This is a genomic window from Nucisporomicrobium flavum (genome assembly GCF_016464385.1).
Classification (GTDB): Bacteria; Actinomycetota; Actinomycetes; order Mycobacteriales; family Micromonosporaceae; genus Actinoplanes; species Actinoplanes flavus_A.
In genome coordinates this window covers 166,149-181,821 of record NZ_JADMLH010000003.1, presented here as the reverse complement: position 1 = coordinate 181,821, position 15,673 = coordinate 166,149, and the positions used below count along the sequence as shown (strand labels likewise).

General features: G+C 70.9%; 11 protein-coding genes. 3 read left to right on the top strand and 8 right to left on the bottom strand.

Annotation, left to right across the window (positions count from 1 at the left end; translation table 11 throughout):
- Positions 1 to 107: 107 nt before the first annotated feature.
- Positions 108 to 1,832 (bottom strand): ribonuclease Y, encoded by a 1,725-nt coding sequence (rny, locus tag IT780_RS08830; RefSeq protein ID WP_199510964.1) that lies wholly within the window; start codon positions 1,830 to 1,832, stop codon positions 108 to 110.
- A 1,211-nt stretch (positions 1,833 to 3,043) separates the two neighbouring features.
- Positions 3,044 to 4,909 carry a hypothetical protein gene (locus tag IT780_RS08825; protein WP_199510963.1) on the bottom strand — a complete coding sequence of 622 codons (1,866 nt, stop codon included), beginning with the start codon at positions 4,907 to 4,909 and terminating at the stop codon, positions 3,044 to 3,046.
- 431 nt (positions 4,910 to 5,340) lie between these two features.
- On the opposite strand from IT780_RS08825, the gene IT780_RS08820 reads away from it, so the two are divergent.
- Positions 5,341 to 6,105 carry a hypothetical protein gene (locus IT780_RS08820; protein WP_199510962.1) on the top strand — a complete coding sequence of 255 codons (765 nt, stop codon included), beginning with the start codon at positions 5,341 to 5,343 and terminating at the stop codon, positions 6,103 to 6,105.
- A gap of 1,171 nt (positions 6,106 to 7,276) precedes the next feature.
- On the opposite strand, the gene IT780_RS08815 is transcribed toward IT780_RS08820, so the two are convergent.
- From IT780_RS08815 to IT780_RS08795, 5 genes are all read right to left on the bottom strand, one after another.
- The gene (locus IT780_RS08815) at positions 7,277 to 8,017 is read right to left on the bottom strand and encodes a regulatory protein RecX (RefSeq protein WP_199510961.1); all 741 of its coding nucleotides are present in this window, start codon (positions 8,015 to 8,017) and stop codon (positions 7,277 to 7,279) included.
- Between the two features lie 791 nt (positions 8,018 to 8,808).
- Positions 8,809 to 9,855, bottom strand: coding sequence for a recombinase RecA (gene recA, locus IT780_RS08810; RefSeq protein ID WP_199510960.1), 1,047 nt, complete (start codon positions 9,853 to 9,855; stop codon positions 8,809 to 8,811).
- A 198-nt stretch (positions 9,856 to 10,053) separates the two neighbouring features.
- Complete coding sequence (locus IT780_RS08805; RefSeq protein ID WP_199510959.1) at positions 10,054 to 10,254, bottom strand: DUF3046 domain-containing protein; 201 nt, start codon at positions 10,252 to 10,254, stop codon at positions 10,054 to 10,056.
- A 37-nt stretch (positions 10,255 to 10,291) separates the two neighbouring features.
- Positions 10,292 to 10,954 carry a UdgX family uracil-DNA binding protein gene (locus IT780_RS08800; RefSeq protein WP_199510958.1) on the bottom strand — a complete coding sequence of 221 codons (663 nt, stop codon included), beginning with the start codon at positions 10,952 to 10,954 and terminating at the stop codon, positions 10,292 to 10,294.
- A gap of 74 nt (positions 10,955 to 11,028) precedes the next feature.
- Positions 11,029 to 12,375 carry an aminotransferase class I/II-fold pyridoxal phosphate-dependent enzyme gene (locus tag IT780_RS08795; RefSeq protein ID WP_199510957.1) on the bottom strand — a complete coding sequence of 449 codons (1,347 nt, stop codon included), beginning with the start codon at positions 12,373 to 12,375 and terminating at the stop codon, positions 11,029 to 11,031.
- Between the two features lie 61 nt (positions 12,376 to 12,436).
- Between IT780_RS08795 and IT780_RS08790 the strand changes: the two genes are divergently transcribed.
- Positions 12,437 to 13,675 carry a bifunctional pyridoxamine 5'-phosphate oxidase family protein/GNAT family N-acetyltransferase gene (locus IT780_RS08790; RefSeq protein WP_307831096.1) on the top strand — a complete coding sequence of 413 codons (1,239 nt, stop codon included), beginning with the start codon at positions 12,437 to 12,439 and terminating at the stop codon, positions 13,673 to 13,675.
- Positions 13,676 to 13,790: 115 nt separating this feature from the next.
- Complete coding sequence (locus tag IT780_RS08785) at positions 13,791 to 14,654, top strand: leucine efflux protein (protein WP_233412501.1); 864 nt, start codon at positions 13,791 to 13,793, stop codon at positions 14,652 to 14,654.
- A gap of 208 nt (positions 14,655 to 14,862) precedes the next feature.
- Here IT780_RS08785 and IT780_RS08780 read toward each other — a convergent pair whose 3' ends face one another.
- Positions 14,863 to 15,624: a sporulation protein gene (locus tag IT780_RS08780; RefSeq protein WP_199510955.1), complete on the bottom strand. Its 762-nt coding sequence runs from the start codon at positions 15,622 to 15,624 to the stop codon at positions 14,863 to 14,865.
- Positions 15,625 to 15,673 lie beyond the last annotated feature (49 nt).

The following is a 15,673-nucleotide window of genomic DNA, read 5'->3' as shown; positions in this document are numbered from 1 at the left end:
GCGGTCCGGGAGCCGGTAGGCGATCGGGGCGCCGCACCCGGCCTCGGCGGGAGCGACGGTCCGCACCACCCGCCCAGCTACGACATCCGCCCCTTGCTCTTGATGTTCTAGCGCGCCAGCTCCGTCACCCGGGACTCGCGGACGACCGTGACGCGGATCTGGCCGGGGTAGGTGAGCTCTTCCTCGATCTGCTTGGCCACGTCCCGGGCGAGGACGGCGGCGGCGATGTCGTCCACGTCCTCCGGGCGGACCATGACGCGGATCTCGCGACCCGCTTGCATGGCGAAGACCTTGTCGACGCCCGGCTTGCCGCCCGCGATCTCCTCGATGCGTTCGAGCCGCTTCACGTACGCCTCCAGGCTTTCGCGGCGCGCACCCGGGCGGCCCCCGGAGCAGGCGTCCGCGGCTTGCGTGAGGACGGCCTCGACGGTCTGGGGCTGAACCTCGTTGTGGTGCGCTTCGATCGCGTGGACGACGTCGTCGGATTCGCCGTACTTGCGGGCCAGGTCGGCGCCGATGAGCGCGTGGCTGCCCTCGACCTCGTGGGTGAGGGCCTTGCCGATGTCGTGGAGGAAGGCGCCGCGCTTGACGGTCGGTACGTCGAGGCCCAGCTCAGCGGCCATGATGCCGGCGATGTGAGCCGTCTCGACCAGGTGCTTGAGGACGTTCTGGCCGTAGCTGGTGCGGTAGCGCAGCCGTCCCAGCAGCATCGCGAGCTCGGGGTGAATGTCGGTGATTCCGACATCGACCAGGGCCTCCTCGGCGGCACGCTCGCAGAGGCGGTCGACCTCGTTCTTCGCGCTCTCGAACACTTCCTCGATGCGGTGCGGGTGGATGCGGCCGTCGAGGACCAGCTTCTCCAGGGTGAGCCGGCCCACCTCGCGGCGGACCGGGTCGAAGCAGGAGAGCAGGACCGCCTCGGGGGTGTCGTCGATGATCAGGTTCACGCCGGTGGTCGACTCGAACGCCCGGATGTTGCGGCCCTCGCGGCCGATGATGCGGCCCTTCATCTCGTCGCTGGGCAGGTGCAGGACGCTGACCACGCTCTCCGCGGTCTGCTCGCTGGCGACCCGCTGGATCGCGTCGACCACGATGTGCCGGGCCCGGGTGTCGGCGGTGTGCTTGGCGTCGGCCTCGATGTCGCGGATGAGGATCGCGGCCTCGCGCTTCGCCTGACCTTCCAGCCCCTCGATGAGCTCGGCACGGGCCTGGTCGGCGGTGAGGCCGGCGATCCGTTCCAGCTCCCGCCGGTGCCGCTCCTCCGCCTCGGCGACCTCCGCCTCGCGGGTGCCGAGCGCGGCCTCCCGGGCGGTCAGGTCGGTGTCCATGGCGGCCAGCCGGCGTTCCCGCTCCACCAGGCGCTCGACCTCGTCGGCGTGCAAGCGTTCCCGCTCGTCGATCCGCGCGGCGCGCCGTTCGACCTCGGCGGCCTGCTCCTTGACGGTGGTGTTGAGCAGCGCCACCTCACGTTCGCCGCTGCGGCGGGCGGCGGCACGGACCTGCTCGGCGTCCGACTCGGCCTGGCGGTGCGCATGCTCGAGGATCGTGTCGGCTTCCTCGTGCGCGGACTCCAGAACCCGCCGGGCCTCGGCCCTGGCGGCGGTGGCCTCGGCCTTGGCGGCGGCGACTTCCGCGCGTACGGATGCAGCCTTGGCGTTGGCGTCGTCGACCTTGGCCTTCGCGGCGTGCAACGTCTGCTCGCGGGTCTCCTGATCGGCCACCCTGCTCTCCTGCAGGCGGCGCAGGGCACGCGCACCGAGGACCAGACCGGCCACCACGAAGGCGGCGAGAACGACGATCGCCACTACGAGCACCCACACCAGGGCCGTCATCTCGCCGTTTCTCCCTTCGCCGCGCGCCGCTGAGGTAGCGGGCCGGTCTGTGTCCTGCGCGAAGCACGGGTAAGGGATGCCCGACCAAAGGCTGTCTCGCTGATCTGCGCCGACGCTGTTCTGCGCCGGCGCGGAACTGACCGCGGGTGCCATCGCCCGCCGGGTCGGACGCATCCACTCGGCTCTTTCTGCCGTGTGGGTCGCCGCCGACGACCGACCGCTGTTCGTCCGTACCGCCCGCGCGGTCAGCGGGTGATTCGTCGAGCTTCGTCCTACTCTTCGTCCGGCCTGACGCTTGGGTCGCGCCTTGCCGTTCCCCCGTCCGGCACCTGGCGGGTCCGGACGTGCCGGCCGTCGGGCTTACCGACGGCCTCGCCCGACTGGCTCACCCGGCCGGCCTTCCCCGGTCGCCCAGCTTCCCAGTCGCCGGGTCTCCTCCGGCCGCTGAGCCTTCCCGGTCCCGGTCTGCTCCCAGCCGCCAGCTTTCCCGGCCGTCGGGCTTCCCAGCCGCCAGCTTTCCCGGCCGTCGGGCTTCCCAGCCGCCAGCTTTCCCGGCCGTCGGGCTTCCCAGCCGCCAGCTTTCCCGGCCGTCGGGCTTCCCGGCCGCCGGACTGACTGGGCGGGCTTACCCGGCCGCCGGGCTGGTCGGTCGAGCTTTCCCGGCCGGGCTGGTCGGCCGCGCCGGACTGGCCGACCGGCGGCTGGCTGACCGTCGGGCTGGCCGGGCGCCGGGTTCGCCGGCCGGGTGGCCGCCGGGTGACCGGATTCGCCGTGACGCGGGCCGATTGGCGCGGTGGTGTCGGCCGCCCGGGCGCCGGCTCGGGTGCCGACCTGCGTCGGCTCGGGCCGGCTCGGCGTCGGCCCGGGTGGGCCGGCGCCGATCGGGCGGGTCGCTGGGAACAGCCGTCGGGCGTATCGGCCGCCGGGTGGGCGGTCCGCTGGCGGCGATGGCCTCGCCGGGCGTCCCGTCCTCCCGGTTCGGCGGTCCGGACCGGCGGTGGAGTCCGCCGGGCGTCCCGTCCGAGGCCGGAAGTGATGCCGAAAAGTAATGCGATCTATGTTGTGCGATTAGCCTTCGATGGTCGAGCAAACCTCGTGTAACGCGAGGCTAGGTCGCGAGAGCCGCTTCGGTCAAGGACTCATGATTCGGCAGGGGATGGGACGTTAGGCACAGACCGACACACGCCCAGGTCACGTACGTTGGGGGCATTTCAGGCGTAGCGGGCCCAGACGTCGCGCATCGGGTCCCACTTCTCCCCCGCGCCTTCCTTCCAGTACGCGAGGAGGTACGCCGCGACGGGCGTGGCGGCGTCGTCCCACCAGATTCCCGCCACGGTCCGGCCCGAGACCTTGTACGCGTACTCGACGTAGTTGCCGTTGGTCCGCCCCGACGGCGTGGCCCGCTCGACGGCGGCGCCCACGCCCGGGGTGAGCGTACGGGCGTCGACGTTCTGGCCGAGCGTCGTCACCCGGGCCTTGTCCCGGTCGGCGGTCGACGCGTACTCCACGAAGATCACGCTCATCGCGTCCATCTCGCAGCGCACCCGGGCCTTCTCGCTCTTACCGAGCTTCGGGCCACCCTTGTCGCCGTTGCCGATGCACCCGGACAGGTGCGGCAGCCAGCCTTGCGCGACCGTACCCAGCGAGCCGGTGAACTTCGGCTGGTTGATCGCGACCTGGTTCTGCTCGTACACGCCCAAGGAAGCACTCGAGCTCGGCGCCGGGCCCGCAACCGTGGTTCCGGTGGGGCTCGGCTCAGGGGCCGTGGCGCGACCGGCGAACCAGCCCGCCGTACCGAAGATCAGCAGCCCGGCGACCAGCCCGGCGAGGGCCGGAATGATGAAGCGGCTCTTGGGCTGCTTGGGGGTGGGCTCGATGCGCGGGCCGCTGTAGCTGGGAGCGACCTCGAAACCGAAACGTCCGGCGTCGGAGGCGTACGGGTCGACGGGCGAGCCGGTCGATCCGCCGAAGTGGTTGCTGCCGTAGTCGGCGGGGGGAGGGCTGTCGTTGCCGGGCCCGAAGGGGGAGCTTCCGCCGATGGGCAGACCGTACTGGTCTGTGCCGGCCGATGCTGTGCCGGTCGAGCCCGTGCCGGTCGAGCCTGTGCCGGCCGATGCCGGGCCGGTCGGTGCGATGCCGTAGTGGCTGCTGGGGTCGGCTCCGGGGCCTGAGATGGGGTTGCCCGGGCCCGGGACCGGGCTCCCGGGGCCCGAGACCGGGTTTCCCGGGCCTGAGACCGGGATTCCGGGGCCTGAGACCGGGATTCCGGGGCCCGGGACCGGGCTTCCAGGGCCCGAGGTGGGGGTTGCCGCGGACCAGTTGGGTGGCGCCGAGGTGGGGCCGGCGCCGGAGGTCGGCGCGGAAATCCAGGCGCCGCCGGAGGTGGGCGCGTCGGTCCAAGGGGCGCCACCGGAAGTCGGCGCGGCAGTCCAAGGAGCGCCGCCGGAGGTCGGCGTGACGGTCGACGTGGCGCCGCCGGAGGTCGGGTGCGCGGTGGTGTGGAACGGGCCGTATTGCGCCGTCTGGGGGTTGGGATAGGGCGCGCCGCCGGCCGTGATTTCGCTGGACGGGGAGCTCCCCACGGCCGTGCCCGGCGAGCTCCCCGCAGCCGTCGCCGGTGAGCCTCCCGCGGCCGTGCCCGGCGAGCCTCCCGCGGCCATGCCCGGCGAGCTCCCCGCAGCCGTGGCCGGTGAGCCTCCCGCGGCCGTGCCCGGCGAGCCTCCCGCGGCCATGCCCGGCGAGCCTCCCGCGGCCGTGGCCGGCGGGGCTTCGGGCAGGTTGCGCGTCTGGCCGGTTCCGTTCGCCGGAGCCATCCCCACCTCGTCGTTGTCGCGCGCTCCGGTCGTCGCCGGCATGGGCTGGGGATGCACACCCGGGGTTCCCGGCGCCGTCCAGGCCTGACCGGGCGCGACCGGATACTGCATGGTCGCGTCGGGATCGTGGCCTTGCGCCTGCGGCGGAACGACTCGCTCCGGATGGCCGACGACCCCGCCGCGCGGCGCGGCGTCGGCGGTCGCACCGGTGTCCTGAGGGACGGGTACGCCACCGCGCTGAGCACCGTGGGAGTCGTCTGTCACGACGTTGCAGATTACCAGTACGGCGCCATCGGCGACGCCCCGGTAGATCCACCGGAGAGAATGAATGCGCAGGTCGTGAGGGTGTGATCGGAGCCACCGGCGTCCATGTCGCCACGGGGGGGTCGAAAACGAAACGGCGGGCCGCTCCGGCTCGGGAGCGACCCACCGTTTCGTGCGTCACGTGGTCTGGGCGTCACGCATCTTGCTGCGTTGCGCCGTCGTCCTTCGTCACGCGATCTTCGTTCCTGTTGCGGTTGTGCTGCGTTACGCCCGTCTTGCTGGACGTCACGCTGTCTCGCTGGCATCACGCTGTTCTGCTCGCGTCACGCCGTCCTGGTCGTTGCATCGTCGGCATCCGGCGCGTTGGCGGAGGGCCCGGACTGGGCGGACGACCTGCTGCGGGTTTCCGCCACACAGCCGTCTCACCAGAGGTGAAGACGTCAGGCCTCGGCCTTGGCGACGTCCGTCTCCTCGGGGCGGCGACGCCGCGTCACGAGGATGAGGCCCACACCGCCGGCGGCGATGGCAGCGCCGACACCGGCGACCGTCACGACGTTGGCCCCGGTGACCGGGAGACCCCCGGAGCCGGAGCTGCCGCCGGTGCCACCCGCGTTGTTCGAACCGCCGTTGTCCGAGCCGTTGCCGCCCGAGCCGTTGTCGTCGGAACCGTTGCCGCCGGAGCCATTGTCGTCGGAACCGCCGTCGGATCCGCCGTCGTCGCCGCCGGTCCCGCCACCCTCACCGGGGTTGTTTCCGTCGCCAGGGTTGTCACCACCGCCAGGGTTGTCACCACCACCGGGGTTGTCACCACCACCGGGGTTGTCACCACCACCGGGGTTGTCACCACCACCGGGGTTGTCACCACCACCGGGGTTGTCACCACCACCGGGGTTGTCACCACCGCCAGGGTTGTCACCACCACCGGGGTTGTCACCACCGCCAGGGTTGTCACCACCGCCAGGGTTGTCACCACCGCCAGGGTTGTCACCACCGCCAGGGTTGTCACCACCGCCAGGGTTGTCACCACCGCCAGGGTTGTCACCACCGCCAGGGTTGTCACCACCACCGGGGTTGTCACCACCACCGGGGTTGTCACCACCACCCGGCGTGTCACCGCCGCCGCCACCGCCGTTGTCGGGGTCGCCGGGGTTGTCGTTACCAGGGGTCTCGTCGTCGCCTGCGGCCTTCGTCGCTGAGCCCTCATCCGAGGCGGCAGGCTCGGTGAGGACGACGACACCGCGGGTGGAGACGTGGGTCGTGGACGCGGTGGCCGCGGAGGCACCCGCGAGGGCGGCCACGCCCACGGCACCGACAATGAAGCCCAGCCGCGCTACGGCGCGCACACCGCGATGGCGTGCGAGCTGGTTGGTTCGCATGTTCCTCCCCGTACTTCAGACTCGTCCGTCTTCAGTGGACAATGATCAACACAGTCCGGACGAGCAGATTACCGGCTCACCCCCCAACTTTTCTATCCACCATTGACAATATGGTGGAAGACGGACAATCACCATGCATCAATATGCGTACGGAGGCCGGGCGGGCACGGGCTTAAGGCTCCCCGAGACGGAACCGTTACTGATTTGTTGACTCCGTTGTGCGACTGGAGTCGCCCAGCCGCTGCGGTCGCATAGCCGCCACCGCCTGGACTGGTACACAGCTTCCACTGCTGGACTGGTGCACAGCTTCCACCGCCTGGACCGAGCACCGACAACGCCGCCTTGTGCGGGAGCTGCGGCCGCACGCTGACGCCGCTGGCGCGTGCAACTGCAGAAGCGCCCGCTACACGTGGAAGCGCAGGTGGAAACCACACTTATTCGGCGTGAGCAGTCGCTCGCCTTCTCTGTCCGTTTTCAGCTTGCCGCCCTGTCCGATTGGGAACCTCAACCGGTGCCGGTCAGACACGCGCTGCATCAAACCGCTTACCGATGGGTGCCCGCCTGCACTTTCGGCGCGCGCAGCAAGGGCACTTTCGGCGCGCACCCAGGGCACTTTCGGCGCGCGCACCCAGGGCACTTTCGGCGCGCACACCCAGGGCACTTTCGGCGCGCAGCCAGGGCAACGGACGCGTGCGGTCGAGCAACAGACTCGCGCCCTCGAGCAACAGACGCCTGCTGCCGAACACCAGGGCGACAAACTCGTGCCGTCAGGCCGACGAACTCATCCCGCCGGAGCGACAGACTCGTGCCGTCAAACCGACAAACGCGTGCCGTCGGGGCGACAGACTTGAACCGGCAGGCGTACTGCCGCATACCGTCAAGGCAACGGACGCATGTCGCCACGGAACAGTCGCATGCTGTCGGCTCAGCCCCGGACTGCGCGCAAAGCGGCTCGCGGTCTGCCGGGGTGGAAGCGGAAGCGGGCGTGGCGTCAGGACAGGTTGTCGTTCTCCTGGTCCGCCATGGCGTCGGCGTCGATCTGGTCGGCGAACTCCGCCGCTTCCGCGTCCCGGGCCCCCAAGGCGTCCTTCACCGCTCGGATGGCGACCCCCGCCGGATAGCCCTTGCGCGCGAGCATGCCGACGAGGCGACGGAAGACCTGGTCGGGTGTGCCGGTCGCCGTACGCAGCTTGCGGTCCACCAGCGTCCGTGCGGTCGCCGCCTCTTCGTCCTCGTCCAGCGTCTCGAGGGCCTCGGTGGCGACCTCGGCGTCGACGCCACGCCGGCGGAGCTCGTTGGCCAGCGCCCGGCGCGCCAGGCCGCGGCCCTGGTGCCGGCTGGTGACCCAGGCCCGGGCGAAGGCGGCGTCGTCGATGATGCCGACCTCGTCGTACCGGTCGAGCACCTCGGCGATCACCTCTTCGGAGATCTCCCTGCGAGCCAGCACCTTGGCGAGCTCCGCCCGGGTACGTGGCCGCACGGCGAGCTGCCGCAGACAGATTTCGCGCGCCACTTCGGACTCCGGCCGGGGTGGTTCAGCCGGCCGTTCCGCGGAAGCGTCCCGGCGACCACCCGCCGAAGCGCCGGAGGGGTCGGCCTGCCGGCGGGAGGAGCCCCCACGGGCACCGCCACGGCGGCGGCTGTCCCGCGGCAAGCCGTCGTCGTCCTCCGGTGAACGGGGAGGAAGCGCATCCCATCCGCGCCCGGATCGTGCACCTCGTCGTCCGACCATCGCTCACCGCCTCCTGCAGCAATCTGTCACGGATGGAAGCCGGAGTCGCTCGCGCCAGGCCCGGCGGTCGGCAGCCGACTGCAAAATCCACCGCCATCGGCAGCAGACCGCAAAGTCCACTGCCGTCAGCAGCAAGCTGAAGAAGTCCGCCGCTGTCGGCAGCCGGTCGCAGAAGTCCATCGCCGTCGGCAGCACAGGCATTACCGGGGCGGCCTGCTCGACGACGGGACGCTCGCAGCATCGTCGGCAGGGGCATCGCGTCACCGGCAGTGCGGATCCCGCGTCAGCGCCTGCAAGCCGGAGGCACGCAACGGCCGCCGGGGCGGATCGGCCGCGTCTCGAGGCCGCGCGGCCAAGCGGCGCAGCCAGCGACAGCGGTCAAGCAGCACAGCCTGCGACAGCAGTTGCCTCCGAGGGCAACACCTGAGGATGAACCGCGACCGTAGTCATCCCAAGCCCTCGCGCAGCAAGAGCCGTTGGCGACAAGTGGACGCAAGCCTGGTGATGCCCACGCCGACCGGCAATAAGCTCGGCCCCAGCACCCACGCCCGGCCGGCCGGCAATGAGCTCAGACCCAGCACCCACCCTTAGCCAGCAGCGACGCAGACCCACCGCCAACGCGCAGCCAGCGGCAAACGCGATCCACCGCCGCCCGCCGGCGAGCGACGCACGCAGACCCACCGCCGACACCTCGCCGAGCCAGGGACGCGGACCTACCGCCGGTGCCGTGCCGGGGACGTGAGTCGCCGGCACGGCGTGGCGAAACGAGCGCCCGGGACGGGGCGTTCCGGTCAGAAGTCGACCGGGGGGAGCTCCGGGCCGCCTGCGGCGTCGCCGGTGGTCTGGCCGACGCCGAGCTTCTCGAGGATCTTCTTCTCGATCTCGGCGGCGACGTCCGGGTTCTCCTTGAGGAACTCGCGGGCCTTCTCCTTGCCCTGGCCCAGCTGGTCGCCGTCGTACGTGTACCAGGCGCCGGACTTGCGGATGATGTTCTGCTCGACGCCCACGTCGATCAGCGAGCCCTCGCGGGAGATGCCCTTGCCGTACATGATGTCGAACTCGGCCTGCTTGAACGGCGCCGCGACCTTGTTCTTCACGACCTTGACGCGGGTGCGGTTGCCGACCACGTCGGTGCCGTCCTTGAGGCTCTCGATGCGGCGCACGTCGAGGCGCACGGACGCGTAGAACTTCAGGGCGCGGCCACCGGTCGTCGTCTCGGGCGAGCCGAACATGACGCCGATCTTCTCGCGGAGCTGGTTGATGAAGATGGCCGTCGTGCCGGAGTTGCTGAGAATGCCGGTGATCTTCCGCAGCGCCTGGCTCATGAGGCGGGCCTGCAGACCGACGTGACTGTCGCCCATCTCACCCTCGATCTCGGCGCGCGGCACGAGCGCGGCGACCGAGTCGATGACGATGATGTCGAGCGCGCCGGAGCGGATCAGCATGTCCGCGATCTCGAGCGCCTGCTCGCCGGTGTCCGGCTGGGACACCAGCAGGGCGTCCGTGTCGACGCCGAGGGCGCGGGCGTATTCCGGGTCGAGCGCGTGTTCGGCGTCGATGAAGGCCGCGATGCCGCCGGCACGCTGGGCGTTGGCGACCGCGTGCAGGGCCACCGTGGTCTTACCGCTGGACTCCGGCCCGTACACCTCGATGACGCGGCCGCGCGGCAGGCCGCCGACGCCGAGCGCCACGTCGAGGGCGATGGAGCCGGTCGGGATGACAGCGGTCTGCACGACCGGCCGCTCACCCAGCCGCATCACCGAACCCTTGCCGAACTGCTTGTCGATCTGCGCCAGCGCGAGATCGAGCGCCTTGTCCCGATCAGGTCCTGCCACCATGTCCGCCACCCCTGTATTCGACTTCGCAGGCGTCTTCGCCGCCGAGCTTCTGTTCACCACGCGGGTCACGCTAGACGGTGGGTCTGACAAAAACCGCCGCCCGGCCCGGAGCTGTGGATGACCACGCCGCTGAGGACAATAGCCGAACAGGTGTACGACGATCGAGCGACACGCCAGAACAAACGTACGAAAAAACGGTCAGCGCAGGCGCGAAGGCACCCGATCGGGGTACGCCGCCACCACAGCGCGCCACACAGTAGCCGTATCGACACCTTGGGCGATGGCCTCGTTGATCGTCCGTCCACCCAGGCCGGAGAAGGAATGATCGGCGGCGAAGCTGCGCGCGTACGCGACGCCGAAGGCCTGCTCGAGACGCTGCCAGAAATCCGTCAACCGCACCCGGCAAGCCTACCCGCGGGCCCGGCGGTGCCACGGATCACGCCAGCGCGGCCGCTCCCACCTTCAGGTCCTCGACCAGGCTCTGATACGCGGCGTCGCGGTCATCGGCCCGCAGCACGGCGGACGGGTGGATCGTGGCGAGCGCCTGGATCTCCGCGACCGGGAAGTCCTCGGGGTGCTGTGCGGACGCGGGCCACGGCATGAGCTGGCCCCGCGAACGGGTGACCCGGAACGACGGCCCGAGCAGCGCTTTGGCCGCCGTCGCGCCGAGCACCACCACGAGCTCCGGCTTGAGCAGCGCGAACTCGGCCACCAGCCAGGGTCGGCAGGCGGTGATGTGCGCCGGCCCCGGGCTCTGGTGGATGCGCCGCTTGCCTCGCAGCTCGAAGCGGAAGTGCTTCACCGCGTTGGTGATGTAGACGTTGCCGGGGTCGAGGCCGGCGTCGTCCACCGCCTCACGCAGCAGCCGTCCGGCCGGGCCGACGAAGGGCAGGCCCTGCTGGTCCTCGACATCGCCGGGCTGTTCACCGACGAACACCACCCGGGCGTTGGCGGCGCCGCGGCCGAAAACGGTCTGGGTGGCGTTCTGATACAGCTCGCAGCCTTCGCAGTGCGCGGCCGCGGCCTTGAGCTGGTCGAGCTCGTGCGCGTCCGGCGGAACGAAATGCTGCGCGCCGATGGGCGCCTCGGTCCTGGGCATGCACCGTTTCTACCCCTCGGCGCACGCTCCACGCCCGGCGGCGTCACCTGAACGGGATCAAGCAGGCACGTGCGTCACCTCCCGATGATGGTCACGCCGGGCGAGTGCGCCGCCGCGGCCACGGCCTCGGCGAGCGGTTCCACGGCGGCGTCGTCCAGCGCGCTGATGGTGATGCGTACGCCCGCCGGCTCGTCGATGCGGAACAGGGAACCCGGCGCCACCGCGTACCCCGCATCGCGTAACGCCGTGACCAGGCGGGTCTCGCTGTCTGTGCGTACCCAAAGATTGATGCCTGTCACGCCGTAGGCCTTGACCCCGCGGGCGGTGAGCGCGTCCCGCAGAGCGTCGCGACGGCGGTCATAGCTGCGCCCGGCCGCGGCTATTGCGGCCGCGACAGACTCGTCCTGCCAGAGCCGCACCAGGAGTCGCTGCTGCAAGGTGGACACCCAGCCGGCCCCCGTGCGCATGCGACCCACCACGCGCGCGATCGTTACTTCGTCCCCCGCCATGACCGCTGTGCGCAGATCGGGACCGAACGGTTTGGAGGCCGAGCGGATGAACGCCCAGAAGGGGGTGGAGCCGCTCAACGTGTACAGCGGCACCCCTGCCAGCTCGGCAGCGTGGTCGTCCTCGATGAGCAGCACGGCTTTCCCGAAAGACAGCGCCTTGCGCAGCTCTGCGGCTCGGCTCGCAGTGGTGGCGGCGCCTGTCGGATTCTGTGCGCGGGCCGTGATGACGACGGCTCGCGCCCCGGTCATCACCGCGGCGCGAACGTCCTCCGGCAGCGGACCCTCGTCATCCATCCGCACCGGCACGGGCTTCAAACCGAGCGCGGCGATGAGGTCGAGGAGGTTGGCCCACCCGGGATCCTCGACGACCACGCGGTCGCCGGGGCGAAGGTGCGTCGTGAGGAGCCGCTCGATCGCGTCCAGCGCGCCGCTGGTGACGGCGATCGACGCGCTGCCCATCGGTACGCCGTCTGCCTCGAACCGCAGTCGCGCAGCCTCGATCAGCTGCGGCAGCGGGCCGGCCGCCGCATAGCCGGACGGCGCACCGATCTCGTCGGAGACCGCGCGGAGATGCGGCCCCAACGGAGGCAGTAACCGGACGTCAGGATCTCCCGACGACAGATCCAGCGCGCCAGGCGGCACGGGCAGGCGCAACGACGCCCGCGGGCCGGCCACCGGCGGACGCGGCCGGATCCGGGTGCCACGCCGGCCCGAGGTCTCCACGATGCCGCGCCGCCGCAGCTCCTCATAGGCCTTGGAGACGGTCGCCGGGCTGACGGCCAGCCGGTCGGCGAGTGCCCGGATGGGCGGCAGCGCATCGCCCGAGCTCCAGGCACCGCTGAGGACGCCCGACTCGATGCTCGCGGAAATCGAGGCTGCCGATGAGCCCTCGACCTGATATTGTTCTGGCACATCACGGATTATGTACTAGAACAAAGATCATGGCAAGTCTGATCATGTTGAGGAGGGGCCCGTGACCGCCGTCTACCAGCCCACCGCCCGGACCACGGCCACCCGAAACCGGGGCCGCATGCGCTACGACCGCGAGGCGGCCCACGCCATCCTGGACGAGGGGTACGACTGCGCGGTGGCGTTCGTGATCGACGGCGAGCCCCGCATCCTGCCCACGCTGCACGTCCGCGTCGGCGAGACGCTGTACCTCCATGCTTCGACCGGCGGAAGGCTCGGCTTGACCGCGCGCGGCGACGGTGTCCCGATGTCCGTCTCGGTGACGTTGCTCGATGGGCTGATCTACGCGCGCTCACAGTTCCACCACAGTGCGAATTACCGATCGGTCGTCGTGCACGGAACTGCCCGGCCCGTCACCGACCAGACGGAGAAGCAGAACGCCATGACAGCCCTGGTGGAGAAGCTGGGAGCCGGCCGGTCGGCCGACAGCCGCCCGCCGACGGCCCGCGAATTGGCGACCACCGTCGTTCTGTCCCTGCCGTTGCACGAGGTTTCCGTACGCACCAGAGCAGGCGGTGCAGCAGAGGAGAGCGAGGATCTGCCGTTGCCGCACTGGGCCGGCGTCCTGCCGCTCCGCCGCATCGCGGGCCCACCGGAGCCCGACGCCGGAGTGGCTGCGGCGACCCCGGCCTACCTTCCCGGCCCGACCTCACCGTGGCACACGGCGGTGCCCCTGCGCGGAAAGCACGTGTCGCTCGAGCCGCTCGCCCCCTCGCACGTGGACGGCTTGCTCACCGCGCTCGGCGACGATGAGGTGTGGCAGTTTCTGACCATCCCCCGGCCGGAGACGCGGGAGCAGATGGCCGACATCGTGCAGACCGCAGCTCGGCAGCAATGGCTCGGCGAACGGGTCGCCTGGGCCCAGTGCGACCCGGACACCGGCGAAGTCATGGGTACGACGAGCTACCACGACATCGACCCGTCCGGCCGTGCTCTGGGCATCGGCCACACCATGCTCGGGCGGCGGTGGTGGCGTACGGGCGTGAACACGGAAGCCAAGCTCCTGCTGTTGGAGCGGGCGTTCGACGTGCTCGAGGCCGAGCGTGTGTTCTGGTACACCGACATCCGCAACGAGCGTTCCCAGCGGGCGATCGCGCGGCTGGGCGCGAGCCGTGACGGGTTGCTCCGGCACCATCGGCTACGTCCGGACGGCACGTGGCGCGACACGGTCGTCTTCGCGGTCACGGCCGACGAGTGGCCGGGAGTCCGTGACCGGTTGCGGCAGCGGCTGGCGGCGGGGTGACGGGGCGGCAAAGGATCGTGAGGCCGCGCCCTGGCTCCGGATCGCCGCTCGGTCTGGGCGGCGCCATACCCCCGTAGGCCAGACCACATGATGCCGCGCCCGTGGGCAAGGCCACATGATCCTGTCCTGGCGACCTATCGCCTCGAAACCGCTACCGCCTCAGGATGGTGCCGTGCTGGGCATCACCGACTTCTGGACGTACGTGCTGGGGACCGTGGCGATCGTGCTGCTGCCCGGCCCCAACTCGATCTTCGTGCTCTCCGTCGCCGCCCAGCGCGGGGTCCGCGCGGGATATCGAGCGGCCGGCGGCGTCTTCCTCGGCGACGCGGTGCTCATGGTGCTCGCCGCTGCCGGGGTGGCGTCGCTGCTGCGGACGTATCCGCCGGTCTTCATGGTGGTGAAGTACGCGGGCGGGGCGTACCTGGCGTGGGTCGGGTTCGGCATCATCCGCGGCGCCTGGCGGAAGTGGCGGGAACGCAGTGCGGCGATCAGCGATGAGAGTGGCGCCGAGCCCGCGAGCGACGGCGACGCAGCAGCCTGGCACGCCGACAGCGCGCCAGACGCGGGCGCGAAAGGCGCAGGTGCGGGCGCGACAGACGCGGGCGCGAGCGCGAGAGGTGCGGGCGCGGGCGCGGGCAAGAGAGGCGTCGGCGAGGGCAAGGTCGGGGTGGGGATGCGGAGGCCGTTCCGGCGGGCTCTTGTTGTCAGCCTGCTCAACCCGAAGGCGATTCTCTTCGTGGTGTCGTTCTTCATCCAGTTCGTGGACCCGGGGTACGCCCATCCGGCCGTGTCGTTCCTGATCCTCGGGGCGATCCTGCAGGTGTTCAGCTTCCTCTACCTGAGCGGGCTGATCTTCGGTGGGCAGTTCCTCGCCGGTCAGTTCCGGCGCCGGCGGCGGCTGTCGGCCATGGCGGCCACGGGTATCGGCGCGGTCTTCGTCGGGTTCGGCGTCAAGCTGGCCACGGCCACGGCCGGCTGACCGCCAGCTCACGCCAGCTCACGCAAGCACGCCAGCTCACGCAGGCTCCCGCCAGCTCCCGCAGGCTCCCGCAAGCACGCCAGCTCACGCAAGCACGCCAGCTCACGCAGGCTCCCGCCAGCTCCCGCAGGCTCCCGCAAGCACGCCAGCTCCCGCCAGCTCCCGCAGGCTCCCGCAAGCACGCCAGCTCCCGCCGACTCACGCAGGCTCACGCCAGTTCTGCAAGCGCCCCTCGCAGGACCTTCTCCAGCTCCGCAGCCCACTCCCCCTCGTCCGCTGCCTCGTGCGGCACTCGGAGCCGGCCGTACGCGTCCCGGGCCCGGGTCAGGAGGCCGCCGTGTTTCTCCAGCTCGAGGATCACCTCGACGCCCTCGGCGTCCGCGACGAAGGTCAGCTCCAGCTCGTTCACCGGCCATCCGGGCGGTGCGGTGTGCTCGAGCTCCTGGAAGAACGGGAGCTCGTGGCGTACCCCGTAGATTGCTCCTCTTTCCACGTCGGCGTGGCGGAGGTGGAAGCCGAGGTGGTCCAGGGCTGACAGCACCATCTCCTGGGCCGGCAGGGCGTGGACCGCGAGCACGTCCACGTCCCCGGCGTCGGCCAGCTCTTCGGTGGTCAGCTCGGTGCGCAGGCCGAGGGACATTCCGCTCAGGCGATTGCCGTACGCGTGGGTGATGGGGGTTTCCCAGGGCAGGGTGATGGTGAACGGGATGTCCTGATGCTCACCGGCCGCCAGCGTGAATCCCGCCGCCACCCACGCGCGGTGGAACTCGATGAGGGCGTCGCCGTCCTCGGCTTCGACTCTGGTCACGAGGCCCACCGCGACCGTGTCGACCGCCACGTCGTAGTCGCCGCCGGTGAGGCGGGCCGCGCCCATCAGCGGGCTTCCGGGGTACGCGCCGGAGGCGGCGAGCACCGTGTCGACGCGGGGACCTCCCACGCCGAACCCGCGCAGCACCTTTTCGAAGACCATCCCCGCACCCCTCTCAGACCCGGAGCTCGAGATCGGGGTACACGAAGCC

Coding starts and splice junctions, on each gene's coding strand:
- rny (WP_199510964.1), bottom strand. CDS start 1,832: ATGACGGCCCTGGTGTGGGTGCTCGTAGTGGCGATCGTCGTTCTCGCC.
- IT780_RS08815 (WP_199510961.1), bottom strand. CDS start 8,017: ATGGTCGGACGACGAGGTGCACGATCCGGGCGCGGATGGGATGCGCTT.
- recA (WP_199510960.1), bottom strand. CDS start 9,855: ATGGTGGCAGGACCTGATCGGGACAAGGCGCTCGATCTCGCGCTGGCG.
- IT780_RS08800 (WP_199510958.1), bottom strand. CDS start 10,954: ATGCCCAGGACCGAGGCGCCCATCGGCGCGCAGCATTTCGTTCCGCCG.
- IT780_RS08785 (WP_233412501.1), top strand. CDS start 13,791: ATGATCCTGTCCTGGCGACCTATCGCCTCGAAACCGCTACCGCCTCAG.
- IT780_RS08780 (WP_199510955.1), bottom strand. CDS start 15,624: ATGGTCTTCGAAAAGGTGCTGCGCGGGTTCGGCGTGGGAGGTCCCCGC.